Raw genomic sequence first — 15,012 nt, 5'->3', positions numbered from 1 at the left:
GCCGGACCGCCGGTGCTCGGGGCGGGGTTTCCCTGCGCGGAGGGGGCGGGGGTCAGCGGCCGAAGCAGATGGTGTGGCCGGGGCGGACGTGGTCGGGTTTGTAGGCGGCCTGGTCGATCGTGACGCCCTCGGGGGACACCAGGAGGATGGTCTCGCCCTGGTTGCGGAGCTGTACCCGGCCGTCGAGCACGACCTGCAGCACGCCCCCGCCCGCGAGCACCCCCGTCAGCTCCATGCGCCCGCCCGCCGAGTCCGCCAGCCGCCATCCGCCGAGGTCCACGGACTGTCCGGTGACGTTGAGCAGGGTGACGGTCTCATGTCCCCGGTCGGCCCCCACCGGGTCGGGCAGCGCGGCCACGATGAGCACGTCCCCGGTGGACGGCGGGCGCGCGCCGACGGGCGCGCCGGGCGGCGCGGGGTCGGGGCTGATGACGAAGTCCTCGGGCCAGGCCGTGAGCTGGATCTGGTTGCCCGACGCCCGGATCACGTCGTGCAGGTTGCCGTGTTCGAGCCGGTCCAGCAGGAACACCGCGTCGTCCCGGTTGACGGGGTCGGCCCGGAGCCAGGCGTCGAAGCCGTCGAGGTTCGCCGCCCCGGTCGCCAGATAGGGCACCAGCCGGCGGAACAACTTCGGCCACATGACCAGCCGGGTGAGCGCGTCCAGCGAGCCGACCTCGGCCGGCCCGTCGGGGTCGGCGGCCGAGCGCGGCCAGATGCCGGTGGGCGCCGCCGCCGTCCTGGCCGCACGCGACACGCCGGCCAGGTGGGTGCGCAGCGTCGCGGGCAGCGTGGCGTAGAAGGCCGGGTACGTCAGCCCGGCGGCCAGCAGCCTGGCGTTCGCGGACGTGTCCACCAGCGCCTCGTCGAGGAACACGGCCTGCCCGTCGGGCCCGGGGTGCTCGCCGGCGAACACGAAGCCGATCAGCCGGCCGTTGGCGTCGATGCCGTTGCTGAGGACGTGCCCGCGCAGCTCGTCCTGGTCGGCAGACTGGACCTTGTTGGGCAGGTCGTCGAAGAAGCGCACGTTCGTGAAGCCGAGCAGCCGCAGCAGCTCGTCACGGGCCGCGTTCGCGCCGACCGGCTCCTGGTGGGTGTCCTGGAAGTGGGTCTCCAGGGCGTCGATGGCCTCCAGGCGCACGGAGATGCCGCGCGCGCCGAGCTCCGGGGGCCGTCCGGACGGCCGGGCCAGCCCTTCGACCAGCGCGGGCGTGTCCGGCCTGAACTTGATCGTGTCGCCGTCGGGCTCGGGGCCCTGCCGGGGAAGGTCCGGGTAACGGATCACGAAGCTGCCGCGCAAAAGTGTGTAGCTCATTGGGTTCCCCCCCAAAAATAGCCATCACCGCCGTATCGGCCACCGGAGCGTAACTCCGCGCACTTCTCGGCGTCCACGTCCCACGCCGGGCCGGGGCACGGCCCGGCGGGGGACGTGCCGGCTCAGGCGGCGCCGAATCGGGGGATCGGCAGGTCCTCGGTGGCCAGGTGCACGATGTGCGACTCGGTGTAGACGTCGATGCTGTGCCTGCCGCCCTCCCGGCCCACGCCGCTGGCCTTGACCCCGCCGAACGGCGTGCGCAGGTCGCGCACGTTCTGGGAGTTGACCCAGACCATGCCCGCCTCGATCGACTGGGCCAGCCGGTGCGTGCGGCGCAGGTCGTTGGTCCACAGGTACGCCGCCAGGCCGTACCGGGTCGCGTTGGCCAGCTCCACCGCCTCCGTCTCGGTGGAGAAGGGCGTCACGCAGACGACCGGTCCGAAGATCTCCTCCTGGAAGATCCGCATGTGCGGGGTCACGTCGGCGAACACCGTCGCGGCCAGGAAGTTGCCCGCCGGCAGGTGCTCGGGCCGGGAACCGCCGGCGACCAGGCGGGCGCCCTCGCGCGAGCCGAGCTCGACGTACTCCATGACCCGTTCGTAGTGCTCGGGGTGGATGAGCGCGCCCAGCTCGGTGGCGGGGTCGCCGGGCGCGCCGACGCGAACCCGCGCGGCCCGCTCGGCCAGCCTGGCCACGAACTCCTCGTACACGGTGTCCTGGACGAGGATCCGCGAGCTGGCCGTGCAGCGCTCGCCGTTCAGCGAGAACACGCCGAAGACGGCCGCGTCCAGCGCCCGGTCCAGGTCGGCGTCCGCGAAGACGAGCAGCGGCGACTTGCCGCCCAGTTCCATGGACAACGTCTTCAGTGACGACGCGGCGTTGCGCATGATGGTCTGCCCGGTGCCGCTCTCGCCGGTGAAGGAGATCACTGGCACGTCGGGGTGGGCGACCAGCGCCGCGCCCGCGTCCTCGCCGATGCCGTGGACCAGGTTGAACACGCCCTCGGGCAGCCCGGCCTCCTCCATGATCTCCGGCAGCAGGCTCGCCGAGGCCGGCGACCACTCGGCGGGCTTGAGCACCACCGGACAGCCGGCCGCCAGCGCCGGGGCCAGTTTCCAGGTCTCCAGCATGAACGGCGTGTTCCACGGCGTGATCAGCCCGGCCACGCCGACCGGCTTGCGCACGACGTAGTTGAGCTGCGCGGAGCCGACGCGGTAGACGTCCTCGCCCATGGTGGTGATGACGTCGGCGAAGAAGCGGAAGTTGTGCGCGGCGCGGCGGGCCTGGCCGCGGGCCTGGGTGATCGGCAGGCCGGTGTCCCGGCACTCCAGCGCGGCGATCTCGTCGTCCCTGGACTCGATGGCCGCCGCGATCGCGCGCAGCGTCCCGGCCCGCTGCTCGGCGGGCATCGTGCTCCACGGGCCGTCGGTGAACGCCTTCTGGGCGGCGGCGACGGCCGCGTCCACGTCGGCCGCGCCGCCCGCGGCGACCTCCAGGTACGGCTCGTTCGTGGTCGGGTCGAGCGCGGTGAAGGTCGCACCGGACTGGCTCGGGACGTGCCGGCCGCCGATGTAGTGCTCCAGTTTCATCAGGCGACTCCCTCGCTCTGTGCCAGTAGTTCGTTGATCCGGGCGATGCCGGGCTCGGTGGGGGTGATCAGGGGGGCCCGTACGTGGCCGGAGGCGATCAGGCCGCGCTGCTCCAGCACCCACTTGGCGGGCGCCGGGTTCGTCTCCACGAACAGCAGCTCGACCAGCGGGTGCAGCGAGTAGTGCAGCTCCAGCGCGGTCGCGTGGTCGCCCGCGGTGTAGGCCTCGTACATGCGGGCCACGGTCTTCGGCGCGAGATTGGCCGCCGCGCTGACGAAGCCGACGCCGCCGATGGCCAGCAGCGGCAGGCAGAGCAGCTCGATGCCGGACCACATGAGGAAGTCGCGCCCGCACAGGTTGAGCACGTGCGAGAAGTGCTCGAAGTCCTTGGTGGTCTCCTTGATGCCGACGATGTTGTCGTGGTCGCGGCGCAGCCTGGCCACGGTCGCGGGGGCGATGTCGACGGCGGTGCGCGAGGGCACGTTGTAGATCACGATCGGCAGTGCGGGGAACTCGGCGGCGACCGTGGCGTACCAGCGGTAGAGGGCTTCCTGGGTGGGACGGGCGTAGTAGGGCGTGATGACCAGGGCGGCGTCGGCGCCCAGGCGCTCGGCCTCGGCGGTCAGCCGCAGCGTCTCGTCGAGCTTGGCCGAGCCGGTGCCGGGCAGGAACGGCACCCGGTCGGCGGTCTCCTCGGCCACCACGGCCATCGCCGCGACGCGCTCCTCGACGGACTGGGCGCCGGGCTCGCCGGTGGACCCGCCGGTCGAGATGCCGTGCGAGCCCTGGTCGAGCTGCCAGCGCACCAGCGAGCGCAACGAGCCGAGGTCCAGCGACCCGTCGGCGGCGAACGGCGTCACCACGGGGGCGATGGATCCGCGGATGGTCGACGGATCCGAGCGGAACTTCATGGGGTTCTCCTTCTTGGGGGGTCAGCGCTGCTGCTCGTACGCCTCGCGCCAGGCGCCCTTCAGCGGGTAGAGGCCGTCGATCGAGGCGCCCTCGCGGACGCGATCGAGGATGAAACGCTCCTCGTCCTCCTGCCGGGCGGCGTCCCGGGCGACCTCGGCGACCAGCGCGGGCGGGATGACGACGACCCCCTCCGCGTCGCCCACCAGCACGTCGCCCGGGCACACCAGCACGCCGCCGCAGTCCACCGGCACCTGCGAGTCCATCGGGACGTGGCGGCGGCCGAGCACGGCGGCGTGCGCGGCGCCGTAGTAGGAGGGCAGGTCGAGGGAGGCGAAGGAGGGGCTGTCGCGCAGCCCGCCGTCGGTGACGACGCCGGCCGCGCCGCGGCGCAGGGCGCGCATGGCCAGGATGTCGCCCAGCGTGCCCGCGCCGTGCTCGCCGCGGGCGGAGATGACCAGCACCTCGCCCGGCTGGAGCTCCTCGACGGTGCGCTTCTGGGCGTTCATGCCGCCGCCGCGCTCGGCGAAGACGTCCTCACGCAGCGGCAGGTAGCGCAGGGTGCGCGCGACGCCGACCATGCGCAGGTCGGGACGGGCGGGGCGGACGCCCTCGATGAAGTGGTGGTCGATGCCGCGCGCGCGGAGCTGGGAGGAGAGCGTCGCGGTCGAGACCGAGCGCAGCGCGGCGACGACCTCCGGGGTGAGGGGGCCGGGAGCGGGGTGGGCGGCGCCGTACGCGGCGGCCCTGGTCGCCTCGGTGACCTGGGGCTGGACGCCGTACGCCGCGGGTGGCTCCTGGCCGGCGACGACCTCGTTGCGCAGCCGGGCCGTGCCCTCCAGCTCGACCTCCACCACGTCGCCGGGCCGGACGACGGTCGAGCCCGCCGGGGTGCCGGCCAGGATCAGGTCGCCGGGCTCCAGCGTCATGTACCGGGACAGGTCGGCGACGAGCAGGTCGAAGCCGAACAGCAGCTCGTCGGTGCACGCCTCCTGGGCGAGCTCGCCGTTGACGTACGTGCGCAGCCACAACCGTCCGGGATCGGCGCCGGTCAGCAGTTCGGAGCCGACCGGCGTGAATCCGTCCTGGCCCTTGGCCCGCAGGTTGGAGCCGAGGTCGGCGTGCTTGAAGTCGTAGACGCCGAAGTCGTTGGCCGCCACGTACCCGGCCACGTGCTCCAGCGCGCGCCCGGGGGAGACGCGGTGGGCCCGGCTGCCGATCAGGATGCCGATCTCGCCCTCGAACGCCAGCAGCTCGCAGCCCTCGGGACGCACCACGGGCCGTCCGGACCAGGACAGGGAGGTCGGCGGCTTGAGGAAGTAGGAGGGGACGGCAGGGACACGACCGCGCTCGGCGGCGCGGCTGCGGTAGTTCAGATGGACCGCGACGATCTTCCCTGGTGACAGTCCGAGAGGGTGTCCCACCTCGTCTCCTTCCAAATCATATACGACATCATTTATGTTATGGCATGTGGAACAATATCGACATACCCCCTCAGATGCCTACATGATGCTCATCACGTCATCAGTGGAGAGGAGAGTGCGGATGATGGCTCAGACCGCCCAGGCAGGCCGGGGAGTGGCGTGATGGGAGAGATCGTGCTGGCCGCCAAGATCACGCACGTGCCGTCGATCTGGCTGTCGATCCAGCCCGGCAGACACTTCGGCATCCGCCGGCCCGCGGAGCTCGCCCTCACCGAGGTCGGCAGGCGGGCGCGCGAGCGCGGCGCGGACACGTTCCTGATCGCCGACACCCATTGGATGAACAGCATCGGCTTCCACCTCAACGGCAAGCCGCGCCACCAGGCCACGTACGTCAGCCATGAGTTGCCGCACTTCATCCACGACCTCGCCTACGACTACGCGGGCGATCCCGAGCTGGCCGAGCTGATCCGCGAGGAGATCGTCGCGGGCGGCCAGAAGGCCCGCGTGCACACCTACCAGGACCTGGGCCTGGAGTACGCCACACTCGTGCCGATGTACTTCATGAACCAGGACGCCGACATCCGGGTCCTGCCCATCGGCTGCAACATCTACTCGACCGTCGAGGAGAACCGGCGGATCGGCGAGGCGCTGATGCGGGCCGTGCGCCGCAGCGACAGGAAGGTGGCCTTCCTGGCCAGCGGGTCGCTCTCGCACGCCTTCCCGCCCAACGAGATCGCCGAGTCGCTGCTCGACGACGTGAGCAGCGAGCTGAACCGCAAGGTGGACCAGGCGGTGCTGGAGATGTGGGACGAAGGGCGCATCCCGGAGTTCCTCGACATGTTGCCCGACTACAACGAGCGGTGCACCGGCGAGGGCGCGATGGCCGACACCGCCATGCTGTTCGGGCTGCTGGGCTGGCGCGAGTACACCGGGCGCGGCGAGCAGTTGTGCCCGTACTTCGGCAGCAGCGGCACCGGCCAGGTGGTCGTCGACTTCCCCGTACCCGCGTACCACACGAGATGAAGGAGCCGGCGCACATGACGGCCGTACAGACGTTCACGCCCGACCGGCCCGCGGGGGCGCCGCCCGTGCTGCTGCTGCACGGGTTCGCCTCCAGCGGGCGGCAGGACTGGGTGGAGACCGGGATCGCGGCGGAGCTGGCCGCGGGCGGGCGCGTGGTCGTCGTGCCCGACCTGCCCGGTCACGGCGAGAGCCCGGTCCCGGCCGGGCCGGCGGGCGCGCCCGAGGTCGCGGCCGCGCTGCTCGCGGTGGCCGGCGACGGGCCGCTCGACGTGGTGGGGTACTCGCTCGGCGCCCGGCTCGCCTGGGAACTGCCGGAGCTGGCCCCCGACCGGGTGCGCGCGGTCGTGCTGGGCGGGCTCAGCCCGTTCGAGCCGTTCGCCGCGCTGGACGTGGCGGCGCTGCGCTCGGCCGTCGCGGGCGGCGAGCCGGGCGACCCGATGACCGGCATGATCGCGGCGATGATCGCGGGCGCCTCCGGCGGCGACCCCGAACGGGCCGCCGGGCTGGTCCGGCTGGTCGAGGGCCTGCGCGGCACGCCGTTCGAGCCCAAGGGCTGGGCCGGGCGCACGCCGCCGGTGTTCGTGGCGGGCGCGCAGGACATGATGACCTCCGGCATCGAGAACGTCGTCGCGCTGGCCCCCGGCGCCCGGCTGGTCACCGTCCCCGGCGACCACCGCGGCGCGCTGGCCGGCCCCGAGTTCCGCGCCGTGCTCCGCGAGGCGCTCGGCCCGGCGTCGGGCACAGCGTCGGGCACAGCGTCGGGCACAGCGTCGGGCACGGCGTCGGGCACGGCGTCGGGCACGGCGTCGGGCACGGCGTCGGGCACGGCGTCGGGCACGGCGTCCGGCCCGGTGTCCGGCACGTGACCAGCACCGGCGGAGTCGCGTCGAAGGCGGAGCTCAGCTACGAGATCCTGCGTTCGCGCATCCTGGACGGCACCTACGGCCCCGGCTACCAGCTCGTCATGGACCGCCTCGCGCGGGAGATCGGCGTCAGCACGATCCCCCTGCGCGAGGCGCTGCGCCGCCTGCAGTCCGACGGGCTGGTGGAGGTCGTGCGCAACGTCGGCGCCCGCGTCGCGGTCTTCGACGCGGCGCAGGTGCGGCACACGCTGGAGGTGCTGGCCCGGCTGGAGGGGTACGCGACCGCCGTCGCGGCCCCGCGCATGGGCCCGGCGGACGTGGCGCGCTCCCGCGAGATCAACGCCCGGCTGTTCCAGGCGCTCGACTCCTTCGACCCCACCGCGTTCACCGCGCTCAACCGCGCCTTCCACTTCTCGGTCTACGAGCACTGCGACGACGAGCACCTGAACTTCCTGCTGGAGGCCGAATGGACCAGGCTGGACCACATGCGGCGCTCGGTGTTCGGCTACCTGCCGGGCCGGGCCCGCCGTTCGGTCGAGGAGCACGAGCACCTGCTCGATCTCATCGCCGGGGGAGCCGACCCCGCCGAGATCGAACGGCTGGCCTGCGCGCACAAGACGAACACCGCCGGCGCCCTCTATGACGTCCGGGTCACCCGCGGCTAACGATCGGGTCATGCCCTCCCGGCATTTTGTCCTACACTGGTAGACGAAACGCCGTACGGAGGGGTGCCGCATGCCCAAGATCATCGACCACGACCAGCGTCGCAGCGACATCATCGACGTCACGTGGGACCTGATCACGAAGGGGGGCATCGAGGCGGCCACCATGCGTGAGATCGCGAACGCGGCGGGCTTCGCCAACGGCGCGCTCAAGCACTACTTCCCCGGCAAGGAAGACATCATCGAGGCGACGTACGAGCGCGCCCTGGCCATCGTGACCAGCTACGTCAAGCTCGACGGCCGCCGCGGGCTGGGCGCGCTGCGCGAGATGTGCGAGGCCGCGATGCCGATCGACGAGGAGCGCATCACGGCCGGCCGGGTGCTGCTGATCTTCTGGCAGACCTCGCTGACCAACCCCAAGCTGTACGACAAGTACCTGGAGCACCTGCGCGCCTGGCGCGGCATGCTGCACCGGCTGATCGAGGAGGGGCGCGCCGACGGCGACATCCGCACCTCGATCCCCGACGAGCAGCTCGTGGACGAGCTCGTGCTGCTCAACGCAGGGGCCAACGTGATGAGCCTGGTCGGCCCGCAGTTCTCCACGGTCGAGCTGCAGAAGCGGCATCTGGAGTCGTTCTTCGACCGCATCTCCCGGCCCTGACCCGCGCGTTCCGGCCCGCGCCGCCACCTGGGCGGCGCGGGCCGCGTCATGCTCGGGCCGGGTCGTGCCCGGCCCGGGTCGTGCTCAGACCGCTTCGGCCACGATGACGCGCGGGCTGCCCGGCAGGGCCAGCTTGTCCACCGGCTTCCAGGCGGCCTCGTCGAGCCAGGCGCGCACCTGCGACTCCTCGTAGACGACGGTCCCGTCGATCACCAGGTACTCCCCGGCGTGCAGCGCGTCGATGGCCCGCTGCTCGGCGTCGTCGTCGAGGAAGAAGTCGAGCAGCAGCAGCCGGGCCCCCGGCGCCGCCGCCGCGCGGGCGTTGCGCAGGATGGCCCGGTTCTGCTCGACGCCGAAGCGGTGGATGACGTGGTTGACCATGACCAGGTCGTACGGGCCGGCGGGCGTGGCCGTGTCGGTCGGGGCGCCGGTCACCTCGGCCCGGTCGGCGAACCCGGCCTCGGCCACCTGCTGGGTGACGGAGTCGGCGAAGGTCGGGTCGTACACGAAGGAGGCCCGCAGCTCCGGGTTGGCGCGCAGGGCCTCGAAGGCGAACGCGCTGGACAGGCCGCCCAGGTCCAGCAGGCTGCGGAAGCCGGAGAAGTCGAACGCGCCGCCCAGCATCCTGGCGTGCAGGCTGTTGTACGTCATGACCCCGGCCATGAACGTGCCCCACCGGTCGCCCGAGGTGTCCAGGACGCCCGGCTCGGTGGTGTCCACGGTCGTGTCGAACTGCAGCCAGTGGCCGTAGCTGATCTGGTTGAGGAACGTGAGGAACGGCCCGAGGTCCAGCTCGGACGACTTCCGCCCGGCCAGGTAGCCGGCCGCGTCGGCGCCGAGGGCGTACCGGCCGTCGGTCCTGGTCAGCAGGCCGAGCCCGGCCATGCTGTCGGCCAGGATGCGGGCCATGCGGGGGGTGACGCCGGTGGCCGCCGCGATCTCCCCGGCGCTGCGCCCGCCGTCCGCGAGCGCCTCGAACAGCCCGATGCGGCTGGCCGCGAAGAGCTGCTTGGCGCCCATGTATCCGGTGGCGATGGCGACGATCGGATCCGGCGTGGGGGAAGGCGTGGACATGGTCAAGGCCCTGCCCTTTCTGTATTGTCTACGAATGTAGACGTTCACCATAGACCCTCTGTCTACGAACGTGGAATAACCGTTGACAGTAGGGGGACCCTCTGTCAACCTTTGTAGAACTATCTGGCTCGAACATGGCTTTTCGGCAGCTCAGTGTGGGTTTGCGTGCCCCACTTCGAGCACGGGACCGGTGCCTGGAATGGAGCTCTCGCGCATGTCGCTGCTCACTCTGACGGATCTGACCATCGGCGTCACCCGGGAGGACGCCGAGCCCCAGGAACTCGTCCACCGGCTCACCCTCGACGTCGCCTCCGGGCAGACGCTCTGCGTGGTGGGGGAGTCGGGCAGCGGCAAGACCGTGACGGCGCTGTCGATCATCCGGCTGCTGGAGTTCGTGGCCCCGGCCTACACCGAGGGCGCGATCGAGGTCGGCGGCGTGGACGTCACGCGGCTGAGCGCCGAAGGCATGCGCGCCTACCGGGGCGCCCGGATCGGCATGATCTTCCAGGAGGCGCTGGACTCGCTCAACCCCGCCCAGCGCGTCGGCGTGCAGCTCATCGAGGGCTACCGGCCCGAGGGCGCGCTGCCCCGGCAGGCGCTGCGCCGGGGGAGCCGGTTGCGCCGCGAGGCCGAGGCCAAGGCCAGGAGCCTGCTCACCGAGGTCGGGCTGGCCGACACCGACCGGATCATGGCGCTCTATCCGCACCAGATGTCCGGCGGCATGCAGCAGCGCGTGATGATCGCCATGGCGCTGATGTCCGACCCCGACGTCCTCATCGCCGACGAGCCGACCACCGCCCTCGACGTGACCACGCAGGCCGAGATCCTGGCGCTGTTCCGTCGCGTGCAGCGTGAGCATCGGACCGCCTGCGTGTTCATCACCCATGACATGGGCGTCGCCGCCGAGATCGCCGACCGGATCGCCGTCATGTACCGGGGCAGGCTGGTGGAGGTCGGCGACAAGATGGACATCCTCCGCAAGCCTACGCATCCGTACACCAAGGCACTGCTGGAATGCGTGCCACAGCTCGGCGTCAGCCGCCGTACGGGCTTCCCGACGATCTCGGAGACCAGGCTGCGGGCCGCCACCGACGCCGGGGCCAGGCCAGGGAGCTCCGGCGGGACCGTGACCGAGACGCCGGCGCTCGGCGACGAGCCGGGGACGGTGACCGGCACCCCGCCCCTGGTCGTCGAGAACGTCACCAAGGTCTACCGGACCGGCCGCCGGGCGAGCGTGCGCGCGGTCGGCGGCGTCTCGCTGGAGATCGCGCCCGGCGAGTTCTTCGGCCTGGTCGGCGAGTCCGGCTCGGGCAAGACGACGCTCGGCCGCATGGTCAGCGCCCTGGAACGGCCGACCTCGGGCAGCATCTCCTTCGGCGAGCACCGCATCACCGAAGCGGGGCTGCGCGGCGACGAGCGCGCCTTCCGCCGCGCCACCCAGCTGATCTTCCAGGACCCGCAGAGCTCGCTCGACCCCCGGCACACCGTGGCCCGCATCATCGCCGAGCCGCTGCGCGAGCTGACCCCGCTGCGCGGCGCGGACCTCGACCGGCGGGTGGCCGAGCTGATCGACGAGGTCGGCCTGCCCGCCGACTGCGCCGGCAAGCTGCCCTCGCAACTGTCCGGCGGCATGCGCCAGCGCGTGTCCATCGCGCGCGCGGTCGCCGCCGAGCCGAAGCTCATCGTCGCCGACGAGCCCACCTCCGCCCTCGACGTCTCCGTCCAGGGCCAGGTCATGAACCTCCTCCTGCAGCTGCGCCGCTCGCACGGCATCAGCTTCCTGTTCATCACGCACAACCTCAGCCTGGTGCTGTCGGTGGCCGACCGCGTCGGCGTGATGTACAAGGGCGACCTCGTCGAGGTCGGCGCCCCGGAAACCATCGCCTCCTCCTCCACCCACGAGTACACGCGCCGGCTCCTCGCCGCGAACCCCGACTTGTCGGCATACGTGGGATAGCCCCGGGCCGACCTTCTCCTTCTGTCCCCCCTTTTAGAGCAAGAGCGAGAACCCACCATGAACGTGCTCAAGAGCCTGAGGGCCGGGCTCGTCTCCGCCGCCGCGGCGAGCGCCCTGCTGCTCTCCGGCTGCGCGGGCGGCGCGACGTCGTCCTCCTCGTCCGCCGACGCCGGCCCCCCCGTACGCGGCGGCGACCTCGTGGTCGCGGTGCCGACCGACCCGCAGTCGCTGGACATGGTCGCCAACCCCGGCCAGGTCACCGCCCACATCGGCAACATGCTGTACGAGAAGCTCTTCGAGGTCGACAAGACCTTCACGGCCAGGCCGATGCTGGTCGACACCTACAAGCGCAGCGACGACCGGCTCACCTACACCTTCGAGCTGCGCGCCGGTGTCACGTTCCAAGACGGCGCCCCGCTCACCGCCGCCGACGTGGTCGCCAGCCTGGAGCGCTGGCTGAAGAGCCACGTCACCGGCCAGCAGGTGGCCGCCGACGTCAAGAGCCTCAAGGCCACCGGCGACCGCACGGTCACGCTGGAGCTGAAGAAGCCGCGCTACCCGCTGATCGACGAGCTGGCCAGCCCCGGCGCGGAGATCTACGAGGCCAAGAACCTCAAGAACGTGCCGGCCACCGGCTTCGCCAAGGAGGGCGCGGTCGGCACCGGGCCGTACAAGCTGAAGAGCTGGGACATCGGGCAGCAGGTCGTGCTGGAGCGTTACGACGGCTACAAGTCGCGCACCGAGGAGGACTGGGGCGGCCAGGCCGGCGCCAAGCACGCCTACCTCGACACGGTCACCTACAAGGTCGTCGCCGACCAGGACGCCGTGGTCAACGGCCTGCAGACCGGCCAGTGGGCGCACGCCATGCCGGGCGACGACCAGTACACCCCGCTGAAGAACAACCCCGCCGTGGTCGTGTCGAACCTGGCCGGGGCCAACCAGAACGTGCTGATCCCCAACTTCAACAAGGGCTCCAAGTTCTCCGACGTGCGCGCCCGGCAGGCGCTCAACCTGCTGATGGACAAGCCCGCGCTGAACGCCGCCACCGGTGGCGGCCCCGACCTCACCGTCGAGGTGGGCGCGCTGGTCTCGCAGGACAACAAGGGCCTGTACTCCACCGCCGGCGACGACGTCTACAAGCAGCACGACCCGAACCGGGCCAAGGAGCTGTTCGCGCAGGCCGGCGTCAACGCCGGTGACACCGTGCGCATCCTGACCTCCAGCAGCTACCCGCAGTTCAGCCAGTGGGCGGTGCTGCTGCAGGACCAGCTCTCCAAGATCGGCATCAAGACGAAGATCGACACCTACGACTTCCCGACGATGCTCGGCACGATCACCAAGGACCCCGGCGGCTGGGACGTCACCACCCTGTTCTTCAACGCCGCGCTCACCTCGCCCTCGCAGATGCCCGCGCTGACCCTGGGGGCGTTCAACGGCTCCGGCTCGCCCGAGATGGCCAAGCTGATCGAGGACTACAACGCCGCGACCTCCCCCGAGACCGCCAGGACGCTGATGGACCAGCTCCAGGCGTTCGTGTGGCAGCAGTTCCCGGTCATCACGATCAGCCAGTCGAAGCTGTACGCCGCCTACTCGCCCAAGCTCAAGGGGTACGACACGTTCTACCGCGTGTTCTGGAACTCCTGGCTGCAGAAGTGAGGGGGGAACATGGCGGGACTCCTGCTCCGGCGGCTGCGTGACCTGGTCGTCATCCTGCTGATCGTGGGCACGATGATGTTCTTCGTCATCCGCCTGATCCCGGGCGACCCGGCCATCGCCATCCTCGGCCCGACGGCCAGGCCGCAGGACGTCGAGGCGCTGCGGCAGAGCATGGGCCTGACGGGCTCGCTGTGGGAGCAGTACCTGAGCTGGCTCGGCAACGTGGCGGGCGGCGACTTCGGCTCGTCGATCACCTACCACGCGCCGGTGGTGGGGGTCGTGGCCGAGCACTTCGTCCCGACGCTGACCCTGGCGGTGCTCAGCACCGTCCTCAGCTTCGTCGTCGCGGTGCTGGTCACCTCGTGGAACGCGGTCTCGCCGCGCAACCCCGTGGCCCGCGCGCTCAACCTGCTCTCCTCGCTCGGCATGGCGATCCCCGACTTCTGGATCGCGCTGATCCTGGTGCTGGTGTTCGCCGTGTCGCTGCGCTGGTTCCCCTCCAGCGGGTACGCCGACCTGTTCGCCGATCCGGTCGCCGGGGTGCCGATGCTGGTGCTGCCGGTGGTGTGCCTGGTCATCGGGCAGTCGGCGCTGTTCACGCTGACCCTGCGGGAGAGCGTGCTCGGCGAGCTGCCCCAGACGTACCTGCGCACCGCGCGGGTCAAGGGCCTGTCGGAGCGGCAGGTCATGCTCAGGCACGTGCTGCCGAACGCGCTCATGCCGCTGATCACCCAGCTCGGCAGCAATTTCGCGATGATGGTCGGCGGCATCGTGATCATCGAGTCGATCTTCGTCATCCCCGGGCTGGGCTCGTTGCTCATGGGCGCGGTCTCGACCCGGGACTTCCCGCTCGTCCAGGGCGTGACGCTGTTCGTCGCGCTGATGTTCGTGGTCGTCAATCTGGTCGTCGACCTGTCCTACGCCCTCCTCGACCCCAAGGTGCGTGTTTCGTGACTTCCGAGGCCGTCGCCGGGCGCGTCGGGACGGCCGGGCGGCCCTCCGCGGCCTCCCGCGCCTGGCGCCGCAACCGGGTGCTGATCACCGCCGCCGCGCTGCTCGTCCTGGTCGTGCTGGCCGTCGTGCTGCTGCCGGTGGTCCTGCCGGACGCGAACGCGACCGACCCGGTGCACCGGCTGCTGCCACCCTCGGCCGACCACCTGCTCGGCACTGACTCCTACGGCCGGGACGTGCTGAGCCGCCTGGTCTCCGGCGGCCGGGCCTCGCTCGGCCTCTCGGCGCTCATCACGCTCTGCGCGGCGTTCACCGGCATGGTGATCGGCCTGGTCAGCGGCTTCTACCGGGCCGTGGACGCGATCGTCATGCGAATCATGGACGCCTGGATGTCGTTCCCGGCGATCATCCTGGCCATGGCGCTGGCCATCGGGCTCGGCGCCAGCATCTGGACCGAGCTGATCGCGCTGACGGTCATCTTCACGCCGTTCACGGCCCGGGTGATCCGCAGCCGGGTGCTCGGCGTGGCGGCGCGGCAGTACATCGGGGCGGCGCGGGTGTCCGGCATGCGGCCGGCGAAGATCCTTTTCGTGCACGTGCTGCCCAACGTGCTGCCGCTGGCGCTGGTGCAGGTCGTGATCCTGTCGGCCTCGGCGATGCTGGTGGACGGCGCGATGAGCTTCCTCGGGCTGGGCATCGCGCCGCCCACGCCGACGTGGGGCAACATGATCGCCGAGGGGCGGTCGTACCTGACGCAGGCGCCGTGGCTGATCGTGCTGCCGGGTGCGGCGATCATGTTCTGCGTGCTGCTGCTGAACCTCATCGGGTCGAGCATGCGCAACGTGGTGGACGCGCGTGCCCGGTCGATGAGCGAGCTGCAGAAGCTGCGCACCCGGCGTCCCGCACGGTGACGGCGGGCGCGTGCGGGGAC

13 protein-coding genes are annotated in these 15,012 nt (G+C 71.4%); 8 read left to right on the top strand and 5 right to left on the bottom strand.

The window, feature by feature from the left end; translation table 11 throughout:
* Nucleotides 1-52: 52 nt before the first annotated feature.
* The 4 genes from AB0J71_RS20735 to AB0J71_RS20720 form a co-directional block, all read right to left on the bottom strand.
* Nucleotides 53-1,312, bottom strand: coding sequence for a lamin tail domain-containing protein (locus AB0J71_RS20735; RefSeq protein WP_364415535.1), 1,260 nt, complete (start codon nucleotides 1,310-1,312; stop codon nucleotides 53-55).
* 122 nt (nucleotides 1,313-1,434) lie between these two features.
* Nucleotides 1,435-2,901, bottom strand: a complete 1,467-nt coding sequence (gene hpaE, locus AB0J71_RS20730; protein WP_364415533.1) for a 5-carboxymethyl-2-hydroxymuconate semialdehyde dehydrogenase — start codon at nucleotides 2,899-2,901, stop codon at nucleotides 1,435-1,437.
* Nucleotides 2,901-3,812, bottom strand: a complete 912-nt coding sequence (gene dapA / locus AB0J71_RS20725; protein WP_352329653.1) for a 4-hydroxy-tetrahydrodipicolinate synthase — start codon at nucleotides 3,810-3,812, stop codon at nucleotides 2,901-2,903. The genes hpaE and dapA overlap by 1 nt, the downstream gene beginning before the upstream one ends.
* Before the next feature lie 21 nt (nucleotides 3,813-3,833).
* The gene (locus AB0J71_RS20720) at nucleotides 3,834-5,234 is read right to left on the bottom strand and encodes a fumarylacetoacetate hydrolase family protein (RefSeq protein ID WP_352329651.1); all 1,401 of its coding nucleotides are present in this window, start codon (nucleotides 5,232-5,234) and stop codon (nucleotides 3,834-3,836) included.
* Between the two features lie 162 nt (nucleotides 5,235-5,396).
* On the opposite strand from AB0J71_RS20720, the gene hpaD reads away from it, so the two are divergent.
* The 4 genes from hpaD to AB0J71_RS20700 all read left to right on the top strand — a co-directional run bounded on the left by hpaD (nucleotide 5,397) and on the right by AB0J71_RS20700 (nucleotide 8,443).
* The gene (gene hpaD, locus AB0J71_RS20715) at nucleotides 5,397-6,257 is read left to right on the top strand and encodes a 3,4-dihydroxyphenylacetate 2,3-dioxygenase (protein ID WP_352329649.1); all 861 of its coding nucleotides are present in this window, start codon (nucleotides 5,397-5,399) and stop codon (nucleotides 6,255-6,257) included.
* Between the two features lie 14 nt (nucleotides 6,258-6,271).
* Nucleotides 6,272-7,123 carry an alpha/beta fold hydrolase gene (locus tag AB0J71_RS20710; protein ID WP_364415531.1) on the top strand — a complete coding sequence of 284 codons (852 nt, stop codon included), beginning with the start codon at nucleotides 6,272-6,274 and terminating at the stop codon, nucleotides 7,121-7,123.
* On the top strand, nucleotides 7,120-7,785 hold the full coding sequence (locus AB0J71_RS20705; protein WP_352329646.1) for a GntR family transcriptional regulator: 666 nt from the start codon (nucleotides 7,120-7,122) through the stop codon (nucleotides 7,783-7,785). Before AB0J71_RS20710 ends, AB0J71_RS20705 begins: the two co-directional genes overlap by 4 nt.
* Nucleotides 7,786-7,855: 70 nt before the next feature.
* Nucleotides 7,856-8,443 carry a TetR/AcrR family transcriptional regulator gene (locus tag AB0J71_RS20700; protein ID WP_352329644.1) on the top strand — a complete coding sequence of 196 codons (588 nt, stop codon included), beginning with the start codon at nucleotides 7,856-7,858 and terminating at the stop codon, nucleotides 8,441-8,443.
* A gap of 84 nt (nucleotides 8,444-8,527) precedes the next feature.
* On the opposite strand, the gene AB0J71_RS20695 is transcribed toward AB0J71_RS20700, so the two are convergent.
* Nucleotides 8,528-9,517 carry a methyltransferase gene (locus tag AB0J71_RS20695; protein WP_352329433.1) on the bottom strand — a complete coding sequence of 330 codons (990 nt, stop codon included), beginning with the start codon at nucleotides 9,515-9,517 and terminating at the stop codon, nucleotides 8,528-8,530.
* Between the two features lie 214 nt (nucleotides 9,518-9,731).
* Between AB0J71_RS20695 and AB0J71_RS20690 the strand changes: the two genes are divergently transcribed.
* Genes AB0J71_RS20690 through AB0J71_RS20675 form a run of 4 tightly spaced genes read left to right on the top strand, consistent with a single transcriptional unit; the run spans nucleotide 9,732 to nucleotide 14,992 of the window.
* The gene (locus AB0J71_RS20690; RefSeq protein WP_352329435.1) at nucleotides 9,732-11,474 is read left to right on the top strand and encodes an ABC transporter ATP-binding protein; all 1,743 of its coding nucleotides are present in this window, start codon (nucleotides 9,732-9,734) and stop codon (nucleotides 11,472-11,474) included.
* Between the two features lie 57 nt (nucleotides 11,475-11,531).
* Nucleotides 11,532-13,130 (top strand): ABC transporter substrate-binding protein, encoded by a 1,599-nt coding sequence (locus AB0J71_RS20685; protein WP_352329437.1) that lies wholly within the window; start codon nucleotides 11,532-11,534, stop codon nucleotides 13,128-13,130.
* Between the two features lie 9 nt (nucleotides 13,131-13,139).
* Nucleotides 13,140-14,084: an ABC transporter permease gene (locus tag AB0J71_RS20680; RefSeq protein WP_352329439.1), complete on the top strand. Its 945-nt coding sequence runs from the start codon at nucleotides 13,140-13,142 to the stop codon at nucleotides 14,082-14,084.
* A complete protein-coding gene (locus AB0J71_RS20675) occupies nucleotides 14,081-14,992 on the top strand; it encodes an ABC transporter permease (RefSeq protein ID WP_352329441.1) in 912 nt (303 codons plus the stop codon). Before AB0J71_RS20680 ends, AB0J71_RS20675 begins: the two co-directional genes overlap by 4 nt.
* Nucleotides 14,993-15,012 lie beyond the last annotated feature (20 nt).

It is taken from the genome of Nonomuraea sp. NPDC049637 (assembly GCF_040675235.1).
Lineage (GTDB): Bacteria > Actinomycetota > Actinomycetes > Streptosporangiales > Streptosporangiaceae > Nonomuraea.
This window is presented reverse-complemented; position numbering and strand designations above follow the sequence as displayed.